We start from the raw sequence: 15,999 nt of genomic DNA, 5'->3' as shown, positions 1-15,999 counted from the left end.
GGCTGAACGGCAGCGTAGCAGCAAGGCCGCGTCGCCGGCGGCGCGCTCGACTGCCGAGCCAAGCGGCCCGCTCTGTCAAGGCCCAGCCGCCAGGGCAGGCGCATCGGCACGCGCCGCTTCGACGACCGCGGCGGGCTGCTGCCACGAGACGGCGCCGGCCGCCCCCGCGGGCAAGGGCTGCAGCGGCCGCCGTTGCACCGGCTCGACCTTGGGCTCGGCCCACGGACCGGTGACCCGGAATTCCCGCGTGCCCGCCTGCATCAGCGGTTTGCGGAGGAACCACTGAGCCAGAAAGGTGCCGAGCCCGACCGCCGGGTTGATCGCGGCATAGGCCAGCGACGCGGTGCCTGCGTTGATTTCGGGCACCACCACCACGCGCAGGTCTTGCGTTTCACGTGCGATATCCGCGCGCCCTTCCATCAACACGGCCGCGGTGACCCCGCGCAGCCGCAGGTTGTTGCTCGAGGCGACGCCCTGCTCGATCTTGACGTCACCGGTGAAGGCATCGAAGGCGAACCCTTCCTGGAAGACATCGCGAAAGTCGAGTGTCAATCGCCGTGGCAGCGACTGCAGGCTCAAGATGCCGGCCAGCTTGGCGATGCCCGGTTCGGCCTTGAGGAACTGGCCCTTGTTGACTTCGACGTTGAACTGTCCGTTCAGGCTGGGATAGTCGAGTGCCAGCGGCGAACCCAGCCAGCTGATCTCGCCGTCGAGCCGACCTTTGCCGCCGCGCACCACCTGCCCGAGCCCGAAGCGTTCGAGGAGCCGGCCGCTGTCGGCCATGTCGAGCTGGAAGTCGATCACGGCTCGCCGGCGTGCCGTGCTGCCCGCCACGCCCTGCCAATGGCCGGTCGCGTCGAGCCGGCCGTCGGGGTTCACCAGCGCCAGGCGCTCCAGCCGCCATTCGCGTATCTCGCCGGTGAGCCGGTTGCTGGCTTCCACTTCCACGCGGCCGAGACGGATGCCGTGCAAGTCGAAATCGTTGACGACGATGTCGAGCGCGGGCAGGTCGCCGGGCTGCTGTTCCAGCAGGTCCTCGACGTCGCGCGCCGCGCTCTCGGGCAGCGACAGGCGCGACAGCCGCGCCACCACCCGCCCGCCCGCCTCGCCACGCGACCCCCGCGGCAGCCGGTATTCGAGATAACCGTCGAGCTGGTCGGCATGCACATTGGCCCGCCAGCCACCATCGGCCTGCTGCGACAGGCCGGCCACCACATGGGTCAGGCGGCGCTGGTCGACGTTGAGCTCTTGCGCGCGCAAGGACACCAAGGTCGGCGCGTACCCCGCCGCCGCGTCGCCCGACCCGGCCGCCCCACCGCCGCCCGCCGGCGCGGCGCCCGCACCGGTGAGCCCGGCAGCGGCAGCGCGCCAGGCGTCGAGGTCGAGGTTCGGGTGCTGGATCAGCGCGACCACACCGCTGTCGGGCTCAGGTGCGGCGTGGTTGACGCCAATGCCGCCGGCGACGACACGTGTCGAAGCGCCGTCGGCGGCGGTTTCGCGGTCGTAGCGCAGATGCAGCACGTCGCCGACGTCGACCGTGAGCCGGTCGCGCATCGGGCCTTCGGCGGCGGCAGGTGCTGCGGGGGCGAGCGCGGTGGTCTGCACGCGCAGCGGCCAGCTGGCCGCTGCCGGCTTCTGCAGCGGCGCTGGCAGCGCGATGCCCATGCCGGACAGCGAGCTGGTGATCTCGAGCTGGGGATGCCCGCGCACCACCGAGAGCCCGAGCTGATAGGCCGCCTGGCCGCTCAGGTGCTCGCCCAGATAGGGCAACCAGCTGGGCTCTTGCGCCCGGCGCAAGCCTTCGGCAGTGGCCGTGCCCTGACCGGCAAAGCGCAAGGTGCCGTCCTTTTGGGTGCCGCCGTGGAAACTGGCGTCACCGCCGAACAAGCGTGCGGTGGCGGCCGGGATGGTGAAGCCCTGCTCGGTGAACTGAAGCGTCGCACGCGCCTGGGTCAGCGGCGGCGTGTCGGGGTGGATCTGCAACTCGTTGCCCGGCAGCGTCACGGTCCCCTTGACCGCGGTCTTGTCGAGATCGTGCAGCGGCATCTGCAGGCCCAGCTTCAGCTGCAGCTCGCCGCTGCCGCTGGCCCTTGCCAACGCCTTGCCGGTCCAGTCGCCGATGGGCGTTTCGTTGATGAATCGCAGCGCATCGGGCAGTGGGCCGCGCGCCTGTCCGTCGAGTGCGAGCACCGAGCCGGCATACAGGTTGGCAATACCGCCGCGCACTTGGGTCAACTCGACGCCGAACACCCGCGCACGCGCCTCGCGGATTTCCATTGCGGTGCGATCGAAGATCAAACGGCCGCTGAGCTGCGTGAAGGCGGGCCAGGCCGCCGGCTGCCCCGCCTCGGGCGGGACATAGGCAAAGGTGGCGTCGTCGATCTGCGCCGCGATGCGGAACTGGCCCTCCCGCGCATCGTGGAACGGAAAGCGGCCCAGGTCGCCCTTGACGAGGAAGTCGACGCCGCTCGCGCCGCCGGCCACCACCGCATGCCGCACGTAGTCCCGCACGGGAGCGCCGAGGCCTAGCGGCAGGTAGCGCCAGACGCGCGTCGCATCGGCGCGGGTCAGGTTGCCTTGCAGGTCGAGCACCCCCGGCAGCCGGCGCGCACGCTGGCCGCCCCCACCCTCACCGGTGCGCCAGGTCGCCTTCAGTCGGCCCGCGGCGTCGGCATTGGCAAACTGTGCCTCGCGCAGGCGCAGCTCGAGTTGCGGCGGTGGTGGTGCCGCAGCAGCAGCAGCAGCGCCTGCCGCCGCCTGCCGCCGCTCGATGCGCCATTCGAGCGAAGCCGACAGCTGGTCGAAGCCGATCACAGGGTCTTCGAACACACCGGGAAAGCTGAGCTGCCCCTGGTTCAAGCTCAGTTGGGCCTGGCCGCCCCGGTCGCTCAGCTTGAACTCGACCTCGGCCCCTGCCACGCCCGGACGGCCCGGGTGACCGCCGGTCGCGGCTGTGGGCCCGAGCGGTTCGGCGGCCAGGTGCAGCCGGGCGACGCGGCCTTGCGCCTGGTACGCCGACGGCGACTGGGCGTCGCCTTGCCAGCGCAGATGCAAGCCCGTCACCTGCCCTTGCGGGCGCAACTCGGCGAGCCGGGCCCGCAGCGGCGCACCGACGGGCAGGCTGCCGGCCAGTTGCGCCAGGATGGCCAGGTCGAGCCGGTCGGCCCGCAGTTCGCCGTCGCCGGCGCGACCGCGCGAAGGGCGCTGCCAGCGCATGGTGCCGTTCGACGCCGGCCACACTTGTTGGTCCCCGGTGCGAAAGGCCAGCCGCTGCGCCGCGAAGGCCCAGCCATGATCCTGTCGCTGGCCCGACACGCGCCCGGTGAGCTGTTCCAGCACCAGGGGCTGCAGATCGGGGCCCAGGCGCACGTCGACCGACCGCAGCGCCAGGTCAGCGGTGAGTGCCGTCAACTCGCCGCGCTGCAGATCGGCCCACACGCGCACCGCCCCGGCCCCCTGCTGCAGGTCGATCGGCAGGTCGGCATGGCGACGCAGCCGCTGCACGTCGGCCTGCGGCAACTCGGCGTAGGCACTGCCGCTCCATCGCCCGACGTCGCCGGCGCGCGCCAGCAGGCCGTGCGTGAAGCGCCCGCGCAACGTGAAGCGGCGGCCCCAGTCCGGCGGCGGCGTCGCGTCGAGGCGCCAATGGTGCCGGCGCGAGCCCAGGCGTGAACCGTTGCGGATCACCAGGTCCACGTCGTCGAGTTGCAGCGGCGGGGCCTGGCGTTGTTCATCGACCCAGCGCACCCGGCCGTGACGGATCGCAAACTCCTGCTGACTGAAGAACCAGTCGGCCGCGGCGGTGTTGCCGTCTTCCGCACCGCCGCCGCGCATCTCGAGCCCGGCCACGAACACACGCCCCGCGGCATCACGCCGCACCTCCAGGCTCGGCGCCTCGAGCAGCAGCTGCTCAAACTGGGGCCGCCACGGCAGCAGCGAGGTCGGCGACAACGACGCGTCGACGCGTGCCAGGCGCAAGGCCTCGCGCCCATCCGGCCCCCGCACCACCACGTCGCGCAGTCTCACGGTGGGCACCCAGCCGTGAGATTCGACACGGATGTCACCGATTTGAACCGCGACCCCCAGCGATCGAGTGGCGATGCGTTCTATCGTCGGGCGCCACTCCGCGATTCGCGGCAGAATCGCCCAGTGCAAAACGAGCCAGCCGACAAGAAGCAGGCTCCACGCCAACAACACCAGGCTTGCGGTCACGCGTACGAGGGTGCGCAGATGGCGCCACGTAGGCGCCAGCAAGGCCGGGGAGGGAAGAAACGGCATGAAGACTTCGCGAGGACAGGGGTGGTACTCGAGCCAGCCCCTACAAAAAGGCGCGGCCAATCTAGCATAGACCCGGAGCAAAGCTATGGGTTTCCCTGAAGATGTCGCCCCCGTCGATGCCGGCCAAGCGCCTCAAGCGCCGGCCGAGCATTCACGCTTCGTACAACGCGTTCGACGTCGCTACGCCGAGCAACTGGGCCTGCTGCCGCCCGGCATGCCGGACCGCGAACGTATCGGCGCGCTGATCGATACCTTGTCGGCCCAAGGCAGGCCGCTGCCCGCTGCCTTACGGATCGCGCGGCAGCTGACGCTGGAGCGGCTGGCCACGCTCGACATCGAGGCCGATGCGCCGATGACCGACGTGGCACGCGCGATGACCGAGCTGGCCGAAGTGACGCTGGACCGGGCCCTGGTCGCCGCCTTCGCCGAACAGGACGAGCGCCACGGCGCGCCTCTCAACGAGGCGGGTGAGCGTATCGACTTCTGGGTGGTGGGCATGGGCAAGCTCGGCGGGCGCGAGCTGAACGTGTCATCCGACATCGACCTCATCTATGTCTATGAAGACGACGGCTCGACCGCGGGGCGCGCCGACGGCACCGGGCGCATCAGTGCGCACGAGTACTTCTCGCAGGTCGCGCGCTCGCTCTACGGCCTGATCGGCGAAACCACCGAGGACGGCTTCGTGTTCCGGGTCGACCTGGCCTTGCGCCCCAACGGCAACTCCGGCCCGCCGGTGGTGAGCCTGGCGATGCTGGAAGAGTACTTCCTGGTGCAGGGGCGTGAATGGGAGCGGTTTGCCTGGCTGAAAAGCCGGATCGTGGCGCCGCGCGCCTCCGTCACGTCGGGCCGCGCGCTGCAGCTGCGCGACGTCGTCATTCCCTTCGTGTTCCGACGCTACCTGGACTACGGCGTGTTCGAAGGGCTGCGCGTGCTGCACCGCAGGGTGCGCGACGAAGCGCAGCGGCGCGCCGCGGGCCGGCCCGAGCGGGCCAACGACGTCAAGCTGTCGCGCGGCGGCATCCGCGAGATCGAGTTCATCGTGCAGTTGCTGCAGGTCGTGCGCGGGGGCCAGTACCCCGAAATCCGCACCCGCTCCACCTTGAAGGCACTTGAGCGGCTGAGCGCAGTCGGCGTGATGAAGCCCGAGACGGCCGCCAAGCTGGCCGAGGCCTACACCTTCTTGCGCCGCCTCGAACACCGCATCCAGTACCTCGACGACCAGCAGACCCATTTGCTGCCGACTGTCGACGGGGACCTGGGCTGGATCGCCCGCAGCCTGGGGCTGCGGTGCACCGAAGACACGTGCGAACTGTTCGAACGCCTGGGCGAAACGCGCGAATTCGTCGCGCTCGAGTTCGACGCCTTGTTGCATGACGGGCAAGCGCCCAAGCCGGGCGGCTGCCGCGCCTGCGGGCAGCCCACGCCGGCGCTCGACAGCGAGGCCTTGCTCGAGAAGTTGCCGGCCGCGCTGGCCGAGCGGGTGCGCCCCTGGCTGGACCAGCCGCGCGTCAGGGCGCTGCGCGACGAGACGAAATCGCGTTTGGGCAAGCTGATCCTGAGGTCGGCCCAGGCCGTCGACCAGAAGGTGTGCTCGATCGATGCGGCGGTGCGTTTCGTCGATTGGGTCGAGCCACTGCTGAGGCGCGAGAGTTATGTCGCCTTGCTGCTCGAACGCCAGGAAGTGCACCACCGGCTGCTGCGCCTGCTCGGGCTGGCACGCTGGCCGATGCGCTACCTGATGCGGCACCCCGGGGTGATCGACGAACTCGCCGATCCCCGTTTGATCTACACCCGCTTCGAGCCCGACGGTTTCGTGCGCGACCTTGAACAACGCCACGACGCCTGGGCCCGCTCAGGGCAGGCCGACGAGGAGGCGTTGCTCGACACGCTGCGCCGCGCGCATCACGCGGAGGTGTTCCGCACGCTGGTGCGCGACGTCGAAGGGCACATCAGCGTCGAACAGGTGGCCGACGACCTGTCGCTGCTGGCCGACGCGACGGTCGACTGCACGATGCGCTGGGCCTGGGCGCACTTGAAACAGCGCCACACCGAGCGGCCCTGCTTCGCCGTCATCGCCTATGGCAAGCTGGGCGGCAAGGAGCTGGGCTACGGCAGCGACCTCGACGTCGTGTTCCTGTTCGATGACGACGACGAACGCGCGCCCGAGGCCTATGCCGCCTTCGCCCGCAAGCTGATCACCTGGCTGACGCTGCGCACTTCGGCCGGCGAGCTGTTCGAGATCGACACCGCCTTGCGGCCGAACGGCAACTCGGGGCTGCTGGTCACGTCGCTGAAGGCCTTCGAGGCCTACCAGAGCGGGCGCGGCAGCAACACGGCCTGGACCTGGGAACACCAGGCGATCACCCGCGCCCGGTTCTGTGCCGGCGATGCGCGCATCGCCTCTCGTTTCGAGGCCGTGCGGCGCAGCGTCATTGCGGCGCCCCGCGACCATCAGGCCCTGAAAGCCGAGATCACATCGATGCGCGAGAAGGTGCGCGACGCGCACCCGGTCAAGGGCGATCGTTTCGATGTCAAGTACAGCCCGGGTGCGATGGTCGACGTCGAGTTCAGCGTGCAGTACCTGGTGCTGGCCCATGGCGCCACGCATCCCGAGCTGCACGACAACGTCGGCAACATCGCCCTGCTGCAACGTGCCGAAGCGGCGGGGCTGCTGCCCGCCGGCGTCGGGACGGCGGCCGCCGATGCCTACCGCGACCTGCGCCGTGCCCAACACGGCGCGCGGCTGGACGAGCAGGCCACGCAGTTCCCGCCCGAGTCCTGGACGGCGCAACGCACCGCGGTGCAGACGCTGTGGCGCGCGGTGTTCGGGGGCTGACGACCTCGCCGGCATGCGAGGCCGGACCGTGACCCCGCCGCCGCGTGCCGCTGTGCCGCAGCCTCAGGGCCGAGCCTGGCAGGCGGTGGCGTCGTTGCTCGCGGTGCTGGCACTGGTCGGCCTGGCGCTCCCCCCCGACACCCTGGCGTGGACACGCGAGACGGCCGGGCAACCGGCCCGCTGGTTCACGCCGGTGGCCGTGCACCTGTCGGTCCTGCACCTGCTGGCGAATGCGGCCGGCCTGCTGCTGCTGGCCCTGCTCGGCCGTGCGGTGGCCTTGCCGCCTGCGGCCGCGGTGGCCTGGCTGTCGGCATGGCCCCTGACCCATCTCAGCCTGGTGCTCGCGCCAGGCTTGATGCGCTACGGCGGCCTGTCGGGCGTGCTGCATGCCGGCGCCGCCGTGGCCGCGGTGTTCATGCTGGCGATGCCGGTGCGCCGGCAGCGTTTGCTCGGCGCAGCGCTGGCGGCAGGCCTGACCTTCAAGTTGCACAGCGAGAACTTCTGGGTGGCTCCGCTCCAGGAGCACCCCGGCTGGGGCTTCCCGGTCGCCGTGATCTCTCATGCCACCGGTGCGGTGGCGGGCAGCGGAGCGGCACTGGTCGCGCTCGGGTGGCGGCGGCTGCGACGGTTCCCGGCGACGTCGGGCTGAGGGCGAGCGGGCGGCCGTCAGTCGTCAGCGTCCAGACCGCTCAAGCTCGGCAGTTCCCAATCACCGCCACCCGCCTCACCATCGTCGCGGTGGCGACGACGATGCGGGCGGCGACGGCGAGTCCACCAGATCATCAACAGCGCCAGCCCACCACAGACCAGCGCGCCCACCGGATGCCCGGTCAGGAGCGCCACCAGGCCGAGACCCAACAACCCGCCGATGAACAGGATCTCGAGGACCATCAGGTGAGATCCATATAGGGGTTGTGCGCAACTTCCCACAGCACCCCCTCGGGGTCACGGAAGTAGCCGCTGTAGCCGCCCCAGAAAACCGGCTGTCCCGCCTTGACCAGCCGCGCGCCGGCGACGACCGCCTGCGCCAGCACCGCATCGACTTCTGCCGGCGAGGCGACGTTGTGGGCCAGGCTGAAGCCCCGGAACCCCTCGCCGGTGGCCGGCACGCCGGCGTCCTCGGCCAAGGCGTCCCAGCCGAACAGCGACAGGCACAGCCGCTCGCCCACCTCGAAGAAGGCGACCTGCTCGTTGCTGTGCGACAGGGCCGGCCAGCCCAGCCCGGTTTCATAGAAGGCGCGCGCACGGGCGAGGTCCCGCACGCCGAGGGTGACGAGGCTGAGCTTGGGTTTCATGTCGACGCCGGCAAGGAGTGGATGCGAACGGCATTATGCGAGGCGCTCTTGTTGTCGCGGGGGCAACAGGCAGGAGATGGGCGCGCCACGTAGACTCGCCCGAGATCGACTCGACCACGACAGGAGACCAGCATGTTGACACTGTGCGGATTCACGCTCTCGAACTACTACAACAAGGTCAAACTCGCACTGCTCGAAAAGGGCGTGCCCTTCGAAGAATACCGGGTGGCGACCGGGCTGCCCGAGATCCTGGGCGACTCGCCACTGGGCAAGGTGCCGTTCATCCGCACCGAGCACGGGCCACTTTGCGAAAGCCAGGCCATCCTCGACTACATCGAGGCGCGTTGGCCGACCCCGGCGCTGCTGCCGTCCGACCCGTGGGCCGCCGCCAAGGTACGGGAGCTGACCACCTTCCTCGACCTGCACCTCGAACTGGTCGTCCGCGACCTGTACCCGCAAGCCTTCTTCGGCGGCAGCGTCAGCGAAGGCCAGCAGGCCCGCGTGCGCAAGCTGCTCGACAAGCACCTGGTCGGCTTCAAGCAACTGGCCAAGTTCGCCCCTTACGTGGCAGGCGACACCTTCACCCAGGCCGATTGCAGCGCATTTGTGCACCTGCCCTTGTTGTCGATGGCCACCAAGGCGGTCTACGGTGTCGACCTGCTGGTCGAGCACGGCATCGACTGGAAGGGCTACGTCAAGCTGGTCGGCGAACGGCCCAGCGCACAGAAGGTGACGGCCGATCGCAAGGCCGACCAGGCCCGCAGCGCGGCGAAGTAAATAAAGCGCGGGCCGCACTCCGCCGGCCCCGGGTGTCCTTCAGACGCCCGCGCCGGACAGAAAAAAAGCGCCGCATGCGGCGCTTTTCTCATCAGCATTGCTCGCCGCGGTGCGAACCACGCACCGCGCTCGCCTCAAGCCGATTGCGGCTTGCCGCCCAGACCGGCAGCGCCCAGTTGGGCCGTCACCTGCTTGCGGTAGCGGTTCAATTCCTGAACGCTCTTGAAGCTGTGCTCCATCAGCAAGCTCATGTTGTGCAGGATGCGCTCGACCACCTTGTTTTCCCAGACGGAATCGAACTGGATCTGCTTGTCCAGCCAGTGTTCCAGCCACTCGGGATTGGGCAAACGGCTCTGGATGGTGTCGCGGGGGAACAGCTTTTCGTTGACGTGCAGGTTGGTGGGATGCAAGGCCTGCGCCGTGCGTCGCGCACTGGCCATCAGCACGCCGACCTTGGCGAACGCCGCCTTGGCTTCATCACCAAAACGGGCGATGGCGCGCTTCATGTAGCGCAAGTAGGCTCCGCCATGCCGCGCTTCGTCGCGCGCGAGGGTTTCGTAAATGGCCTTGATCACCGGCTCCGTGTGCCATTCGGCGGCGCGCCGGTACCAGTGGTTGAGCCTGATCTCGCCGCAGAAATGCAGCATCAGGGTCTCGAGCGCCGGAGCCGGGTCGAACTCGAAGCGCACCTCGTGCAGTTCCTGCTCGCTCGGCACGAGGTCGGGGCGGAAGCGACGCAGGTATTCCATCAGCACCAGCGAGTGTTTCTGCTCCTCGAAGAACCAGACGCTCATGAACGCAGAGAAGTCGCTGTCTTCACGGTTGTCGCGCAGGAACATCTCGGTCGCGGGCAAGGCCGCCCACTCCGTGATGGCGTTCATCTTGATGGTTTGTGCCTGCTCCTCGCTGAGCATGGAGGCATCGAAACGGTCCCATGGAATGTCCCGGTCCATGTTCCAGCGGACGGCTTCCAGTTGCTTGAAGAGCTCGGGATACAGCATGGGCATTCCTGTTGTGCAGCGGCAAGTGAGGTGGACGGGGTCACGGACGACCGTGAGCGGCAGTGGGCGGATGGAGGATCACCGCGCGGGGCGCCGGTCGGCCTCTGGTCTATCCCTGGCACCTCAGCGGAAATCGTGCCCGTTCCGGCTGCGGCGAACGCCGATTGTCGCGGAAGTCAGGGAATTGCGCAGTAAAAGGCTGCGCCGCCACTGGATTTCCCTGTTCACAAGCGGGGTTTGTCGCCAGCACGAAACGTACAAGCTGTTGGAGGATGCGTGGCAATTCAGCACCACCTTGGTGCATCGACACGCCCGACCGATGCCGATCTCCTGCCTGGGCTTGGAAAAGGCGGCCAAACCAGCCCGTGTAAACTTTGCAAAAACACCAAGGGACAAGACCGATGACCGCCTCCACTCCTGCCACAGCCTCACCTCGAGGCCGACGCAGGAAAAGCGCAACCGTTTGTATGTCGGCGCAACGGGCATGGAACTTCGGTCCAGGACGCGTTTCCAACGGCCACGGCTGCTGCGGATGCATCCGTACATGTTCCGCCCCGGGCGCCCGAGCCGGCTGCCCCTGGTGCTGGAGCATGTCGCATTTCCGCTGCGGAGCCTTCCGGCACGGCCGGATGAAAGCTCAGGGCGCGTTTCCTCCTCCTCCCTCCCTCCCTCCTTCGCCCTGGGACGCTTCGCGGCGCCTTTCTTTCTCGGCCCCGGGGACGCTGCCCGGTGTGCCGGGCAGGACGGCAGAACTGGACGCCGCCGGGTCCCGGAGCGGGTGGGCATGAGCCCCGCACGGCCGCCCGAAGGGGCTCATACCGCAGTGCGCAGCACGGAGGTTTCTCAGTGATCGCCGCACGGCGGCCCGAAGGGGCGCGCGCTGCGCTGTCCGGCATGGACGTATCTCCCCCTACCGCCTTGACCAGGCCGCGTGTGGCCGTCATCGGCTCAGGCATTTCCGGCTTGATCGCCGCGCACCGCCTTGCGCCGCACCTGGCTGTCACGCTGTTCGAAGCGAACGACTATTTCGGCGGCCATGCCCACACGGTGGACGTGCAGCTGGACGCGCCCGAAGGCCCGGTCTGTTTCGGCGTGGACACCGGTTTCCTGGTCTTCAACCGCCGCACCTACCCGCGGCTGGTCAGGTTGTTCGATCAACTGCAGGTCGAGACGGCACCGGCCGAAATGTCGTTTTCGGTCCAGGTGCCCGGCGCGGGCGTCGAGTGGGGCGGGCGTGACCTGGCCAGCGTGTTCGCACAGCCGCGCAACCTGCTGCGTCCCGGCTTCTGCCGCATGCTGATGCAGATTGCCCGCTTCAACCGCCGGGCCACGGCGCTCGCCCGGCACGGCGCCGACCACGAGTTGCGGCAGCCGCTCAGCGACTTCCTGCGCGACGAGCGGTACAGCGCCGAGTTCCGCGATTGGTACCTGTTGCCGATGCTCGGCAGCATCTGGTCGTGTCCGACCGACCAGATGCTGCGCTTTCCGGTCGCGACGATGGTTCGGTTCTGTCACAACCACGGCTTGATCCAGCTCGTCGACCGACCGCAGTGGTACAGCGTGGTCGGCGGCGCCCGGCACTACGTGCGCAAACTGGTCGAGCCGCTGGCGGATGCACGTTTGCAGGCGCCGGTGCTGCAGGTCCGCCGGCCCAGCCTGCAAGGCCGTGTCGAGGTGCTCACCGACCGCGGCCTCGAGCATTTCGACGAGGTGGTGTTCGCCTGCCATGCGGACCAAGCGCTCGGCCTGCTCGCCGACGCGAGTGACGACGAGCGCCGCGTGCTCGGCGCCATCCGCTACCAGGCCAACCGCGCCGTCCTGCACACCGATGAGGGCGTGCTGCCGCAGCGGCCCCGCGCGTGGGCGGCTTGGAATTACGAGCGTGCGCCCGACAGCTCGCAGGAAAGCGCGGCCGTGTGTCTGCACTATTTGCTGAACCGCCTGCAGCCTTTGCCGGTGCGTACCCCCGTCATCGTCAGCCTCAACCCGGCGCGCGAACCCCGGCTCGAGCGGGTGCTGGCCGAGTTCGACTACGCCCACCCGGTGTTCGACCTGGCGGCCTTCGACGCCCAGCAAGACCTGCCCCGCCTGCAAGGCCAGCGCCACACCTGGTATTGCGGCGCCTGGACCGGCTACGGGTTTCACGAAGACGGCCTGCGCTCGGGCCTCGAAGTCGCGCAGCGACTGCTGGACGAGGGGCAACACCCGGCGCCAGCGGACCGGGCGCTTCAGGCGGCGTGATGCACAGCCCCCTGATCGGCTTCGGCCAGGTGCGCCACACCCGCTTGCGCCCGGTGCACCACGCCTTCGCCTATTCGAGCTATTTCCTGATGCTGCCGATGCGCACCATGCGACGGCAGCCTGCCGCGCTGCCATCGCGCCATCGCTTTGCCTGCCTGTCCTTCCACGACTGTGACCATGGCGACGGCGGCGACGACGCGTTGCGCTGGCTCGACACCTTGCTGGCCGAGGCCGGCGTGCACGACGCCGACGGCGAAGTGTGGCTGCAGACCTATCCACGGGTGCTCGGCTACGCCTTCAAGCCGGTCAGCTTCTGGTATGCGGAGCGCTGCGACGGCTCGCTGGCCGCCCTGGTCGCCGAAGTGAACAACACCTTTGGCGAGCGCCATTGTTATGTGTTGACCGGCCCTGAGCTGCGGCCGGGGCAGACGCTGCAGGCCGACAAGGTGTTCCATGTGTCGCCCTTCTGCCGCGTCGAAGGTCGTTACCGCTTTCGATTCCTGCGCACGTCACCGGGTGAGGGCGACGCGGGCCGTGTCGTGATGCGGGTCGACCATCACGACGCCGACGGCCCCTTGCTGCTGACCAGCTGGAGCGGCACGTTGGTGCCATTGACGCCCGCGAGTGTGCGCCGCGCGTTCTTCGGCACGCCGTTGATGACCCTCGGTGTCATCGTGCACATCCATTGGCAGGCGCTGCGACTGTGGGCGCGGCGCGTGCCCTTCTTCGCCAAGCCACCACCTCCGCAAGCCTCTCCGTCGAGATGACCCGAAGCACACTGTCGGTCCTGTCCGGCCAGCCCCGCCCGCGGCCGCCCGCGTCGGCCCGCGCCGTGTTCCGGGTGCTCGACCGTCTGGCCACCGGCACCCTGGAGTTGCACCTGCCGGACGGCGCCACCGCGCGCTTCGGCAATGGCAGCGGGCCGCGCGCCAGCATCACGGTGCACGCATGGCGCGCCTGCGGCCGCACGCTCAAGTCGGGCGATATCGGCTTCGCCGAGAGTTACCTGGACGGCGAATGGAGCACCGCCGACCTGAGCGGCCTGATGCAGTTGCTGGTGGCCAACCGCAATGCCGTGGAGACGGCCATTTACGGCAGCCGGTGGGGGCGGGCCGCCTACCGTTTGCGCCACCTGCTCAACCGCAATTCCAAGTCGCGTGCGCGCAAGAACGTGCAGGCCCACTATGACCTGGGCAACGCGTTCTACCGCCTGTGGCTCGACGACACCATGTCGTATTCGGGTGCCTGGTTCGAGGCGGGCGCCGATCAACCGCTCCAACAGGCGCAGTGGGCCAAGATGCGACGCGCCTTGCGCGAGTGCCGGCTGACGCCCGGCCAGCGCCTGCTCGACATCGGCTGTGGCTGGGGCGCCCTGGCCGAGCTGGCCGGCCGCGAGTTCGGCGCACAGGTGGTGGGCGTGACGCTGTCGGCCGAGCAGCTGCGCTATGCCCGCGAGCGCCTCGGCGCCGATGCCCCTGCCCAGCTGCGCTTGCAGGACTGGCGCGAGATCGACGACGGGCCCTTCGACGCGATCTGCTCGGTCGAGATGTTCGAAGCGGTCGGTCTCGAGTACTGGGGCGAATTCTTCGCCACGCTGCGGCGACTGCTGAAACCCGGTGGACGGGCCTGCTTGCAGACCATCACCATCCGCGACGATTTGTTCGACCGGTATCGCCGTTCCACCGACTTCATTCAGCAGTACATCTTCCCGGGTGGCCTGCTGCCCTGTCCCCAGGCGTTCCGACGCGAAGCTCGCAAGGCCGGTTTTGTCGTCGTCAACGAACTCGACTTCGGCCTCGACTATGCGCGCACGCTGCAATGCTGGCGCGACCGCTTCCACGCGGCGGAGCCGGAGGTGCGGAGGTTGGGGTTCGACACCCGTTTCATGCGCATCTGGAACTTCTACCTCGCCTACTGCGAAGCCGCCTTCGTCCACCGCAACACCAGCGTCATGCAGTTCACGCTGCAGCGAGCCAGCTGAGGCGGCCTGCCGCCTGGCCGCGGCACGGCTTTGGCGCCGCAGGCCGTGGCGCCGGCGGTAAGCTTCCGGCATGCACACTTCCGCACACGACCCCGGGCAGGCGCAGCACGTCGCCCGGCTGATTCACTTCTTCGAAACCTTGAATCCCGGGCAGCTGCAAGGGCTGGCCCAGGTCTACACCGCCGACTGCCGCTTCAAGGACCCCTTCCACGAGGTGCAAGGGCTGGAGCGCATCGCGCAGGTCTACCGGCGCATGTACGAGGTGCTGCTGGAGCCGCGCTTCAAGCTGGCACAGGTGGTCTGCGAGGGCCGCAACTGCTTCATGACATGGGACTTCCTGTTCCGCTTCAAGCGCGACCCGGCCACGCCACAAACCGTCCACGGCGCCTCGCACCTGCAGTTCGACGACGAGGGGCGCATCTGCATGCACCGCGACTACTGGGACACAGCCGAAGAGTTGTACGAAAAGCTGCCCCTGGTGGGCGGCTTGATGCGCTGGCTCAAGAAGCGGGTGATGACATGACACGCCAACGTATTGCCGTGATCGGCGCCGGCCTCGCCGGCCTCGCGTGCGCGCGCCGCTTGCAAGACGCCGGACAGGCGGTCACCGTGTTCGAACAGCAGCCCGTGCCCGGCGGCCGCTGCGCCAGCCACGCGAGCCCGGCCGGCGTGTTCGACCATGGCGCCAACGGCTTCGGGGCCGTCGGCGCAACCTTCTGTGCTCAGGTACGCGCCTGGGCAGAGCAAGGCTGGGTGGGGGCGGACCCGCAAACGCCTGAACGCTGGGTCACGACCGGCCCGATGCAGTCGCTGCCGGAGCGCCTGGCCCAAGGCTGCACGCTCGCCCTGCCGGTCGATGTCGCTGCCGTCGAGCGCGAGCAGGCGCATTGGCGTTTGCGCACGCACAACCCGCTGCCGCTGGGCCTCGACCCGTGTTTCGACGCCGTGGTGGTGACCCTGCCCGCCGAGCGCGCCGTCACGCTGCTGGCGGCCGACCCGGCGCTGGCCGCGGCCGCACGAGAAGTGAAGAGCGAGCCGTGCTGGACGGCCATGGTGGCCTGGCCGGGCCCCTTGCCGCTGCGGACCGCGCGGCTCGACCCTGCCGCACTCGCCGCGGCCGGCGGTGTGCTCAGTGCAGCCTGGCGCGACGACGACCGGCCGGCACGGGCGCCCGTCAGCGGCGTCGGCGCGCGCTGGGTGTTGCAAGCCTCGCCCTACTGGAGCGCCAACAACCTGGATGCGCGCCCAGCCGATGTTGCGCGTCGCCTGCTCGACGCCTTTGCCACGGCGCTCAGCGCCAAGCTGGCGCGGCCGGTCTACTCGGCCACGCATTTGTGGCGCCACGCCTGGACCGGTGCGCCACGAGCCGAGCCGTATGGGTGGAACGACGAGCTGCACCTGGGCGTGTGCGGCGACGCGTGGCATGCACTGGACGGCGCCGAAGGTGTGGAACGCGCCTGGCTCAGCGGCAGCGCACTGGCCGAGGCGGTGTTGGCGCAAGGCTGACGCCTTCCGCGGCCCGGCACACGTTCGCCCGTCCCGTCCGCGCCACCGGGCAGGGCGCTCAGCGAACCGGACGCCGGGCGCCGC

Annotated in this window: 12 protein-coding genes; 8 read left to right on the top strand and 4 right to left on the bottom strand. The window is 69.3% G+C overall.

Translation table 11 applies throughout. From position 1 onward, the window contains the following. Positions 1–75: 75 nt before the first annotated feature. Entirely contained in the window at positions 76–4,278 is a 4,203-nt protein-coding gene (locus AAW51_RS01565; RefSeq protein ID WP_047193222.1) for a YhdP family protein, read from the bottom strand. 85 nt (positions 4,279–4,363) lie between these two features. Between AAW51_RS01565 and glnE the strand changes: the two genes are divergently transcribed. Together glnE and AAW51_RS01555 are read left to right on the top strand one after the other, a co-directional pair. Further along, the gene (glnE, locus tag AAW51_RS01560) at positions 4,364–7,114 is read left to right on the top strand and encodes a bifunctional [glutamate--ammonia ligase]-adenylyl-L-tyrosine phosphorylase/[glutamate--ammonia-ligase] adenylyltransferase (RefSeq protein WP_047193221.1); all 2,751 of its coding nucleotides are present in this window, start codon (positions 4,364–4,366) and stop codon (positions 7,112–7,114) included. 28 nt (positions 7,115–7,142) lie between these two features. Next, positions 7,143–7,763 (top strand): rhomboid family protein, encoded by a 621-nt coding sequence (locus tag AAW51_RS01555; protein ID WP_053013238.1) that lies wholly within the window; start codon positions 7,143–7,145, stop codon positions 7,761–7,763. 17 nt (positions 7,764–7,780) lie between these two features. Here the strand turns inward: AAW51_RS01555 and AAW51_RS01550 are convergent, their stop codons facing one another. Beyond that, entirely contained in the window at positions 7,781–8,005 is a 225-nt protein-coding gene (locus tag AAW51_RS01550) for a hypothetical protein (RefSeq protein ID WP_047193220.1), read from the bottom strand. Continuing rightward, on the bottom strand, positions 8,005–8,409 hold the full coding sequence (locus AAW51_RS01545; RefSeq protein ID WP_047193219.1) for a VOC family protein: 405 nt from the start codon (positions 8,407–8,409) through the stop codon (positions 8,005–8,007). The genes AAW51_RS01550 and AAW51_RS01545 overlap by 1 nt, the downstream gene beginning before the upstream one ends. Before the next feature lie 132 nt (positions 8,410–8,541). Between AAW51_RS01545 and AAW51_RS01540 the strand changes: the two genes are divergently transcribed. Further along, positions 8,542–9,186, top strand: a complete 645-nt coding sequence (locus AAW51_RS01540) for a glutathione S-transferase family protein (RefSeq protein ID WP_047193218.1) — start codon at positions 8,542–8,544, stop codon at positions 9,184–9,186. A gap of 134 nt (positions 9,187–9,320) precedes the next feature. Here AAW51_RS01540 and AAW51_RS01535 read toward each other — a convergent pair whose 3' ends face one another. Continuing rightward, a complete protein-coding gene (locus AAW51_RS01535; protein WP_047193217.1) occupies positions 9,321–10,187 on the bottom strand; it encodes a ferritin family protein in 867 nt (288 codons plus the stop codon). Between the two features lie 894 nt (positions 10,188–11,081). Between AAW51_RS01535 and AAW51_RS01530 the strand changes: the two genes are divergently transcribed. From AAW51_RS01530 to AAW51_RS01510, 5 genes are all read left to right on the top strand, one after another. Then, on the top strand, positions 11,082–12,428 hold the full coding sequence (locus AAW51_RS01530) for an NAD(P)/FAD-dependent oxidoreductase (RefSeq protein ID WP_047197262.1): 1,347 nt from the start codon (positions 11,082–11,084) through the stop codon (positions 12,426–12,428). Continuing rightward, a complete protein-coding gene (locus AAW51_RS01525; RefSeq protein ID WP_047193216.1) occupies positions 12,428–13,195 on the top strand; it encodes a DUF1365 domain-containing protein in 768 nt (255 codons plus the stop codon). Before AAW51_RS01530 ends, AAW51_RS01525 begins: the two co-directional genes overlap by 1 nt. Continuing rightward, positions 13,192–14,409: an SAM-dependent methyltransferase gene (locus tag AAW51_RS01520; protein WP_047193215.1), complete on the top strand. Its 1,218-nt coding sequence runs from the start codon at positions 13,192–13,194 to the stop codon at positions 14,407–14,409. Before AAW51_RS01525 ends, AAW51_RS01520 begins: the two co-directional genes overlap by 4 nt. Positions 14,410–14,479: 70 nt before the next feature. After that, positions 14,480–14,932: a nuclear transport factor 2 family protein gene (locus AAW51_RS01515; protein WP_047193214.1), complete on the top strand. Its 453-nt coding sequence runs from the start codon at positions 14,480–14,482 to the stop codon at positions 14,930–14,932. Continuing rightward, complete coding sequence (locus AAW51_RS01510) at positions 14,929–15,915, top strand: NAD(P)/FAD-dependent oxidoreductase (RefSeq protein WP_047193213.1); 987 nt, start codon at positions 14,929–14,931, stop codon at positions 15,913–15,915. Before AAW51_RS01515 ends, AAW51_RS01510 begins: the two co-directional genes overlap by 4 nt. The last annotated feature ends 84 nt before the right edge of the window (positions 15,916–15,999 follow it).

Source organism: Caldimonas brevitalea, assembly GCF_001017435.1.
Taxonomy (GTDB): Bacteria; Pseudomonadota; Gammaproteobacteria; order Burkholderiales; family Burkholderiaceae_C; genus Caldimonas; species Caldimonas brevitalea.
This window is presented reverse-complemented; position numbering and strand designations above follow the sequence as displayed.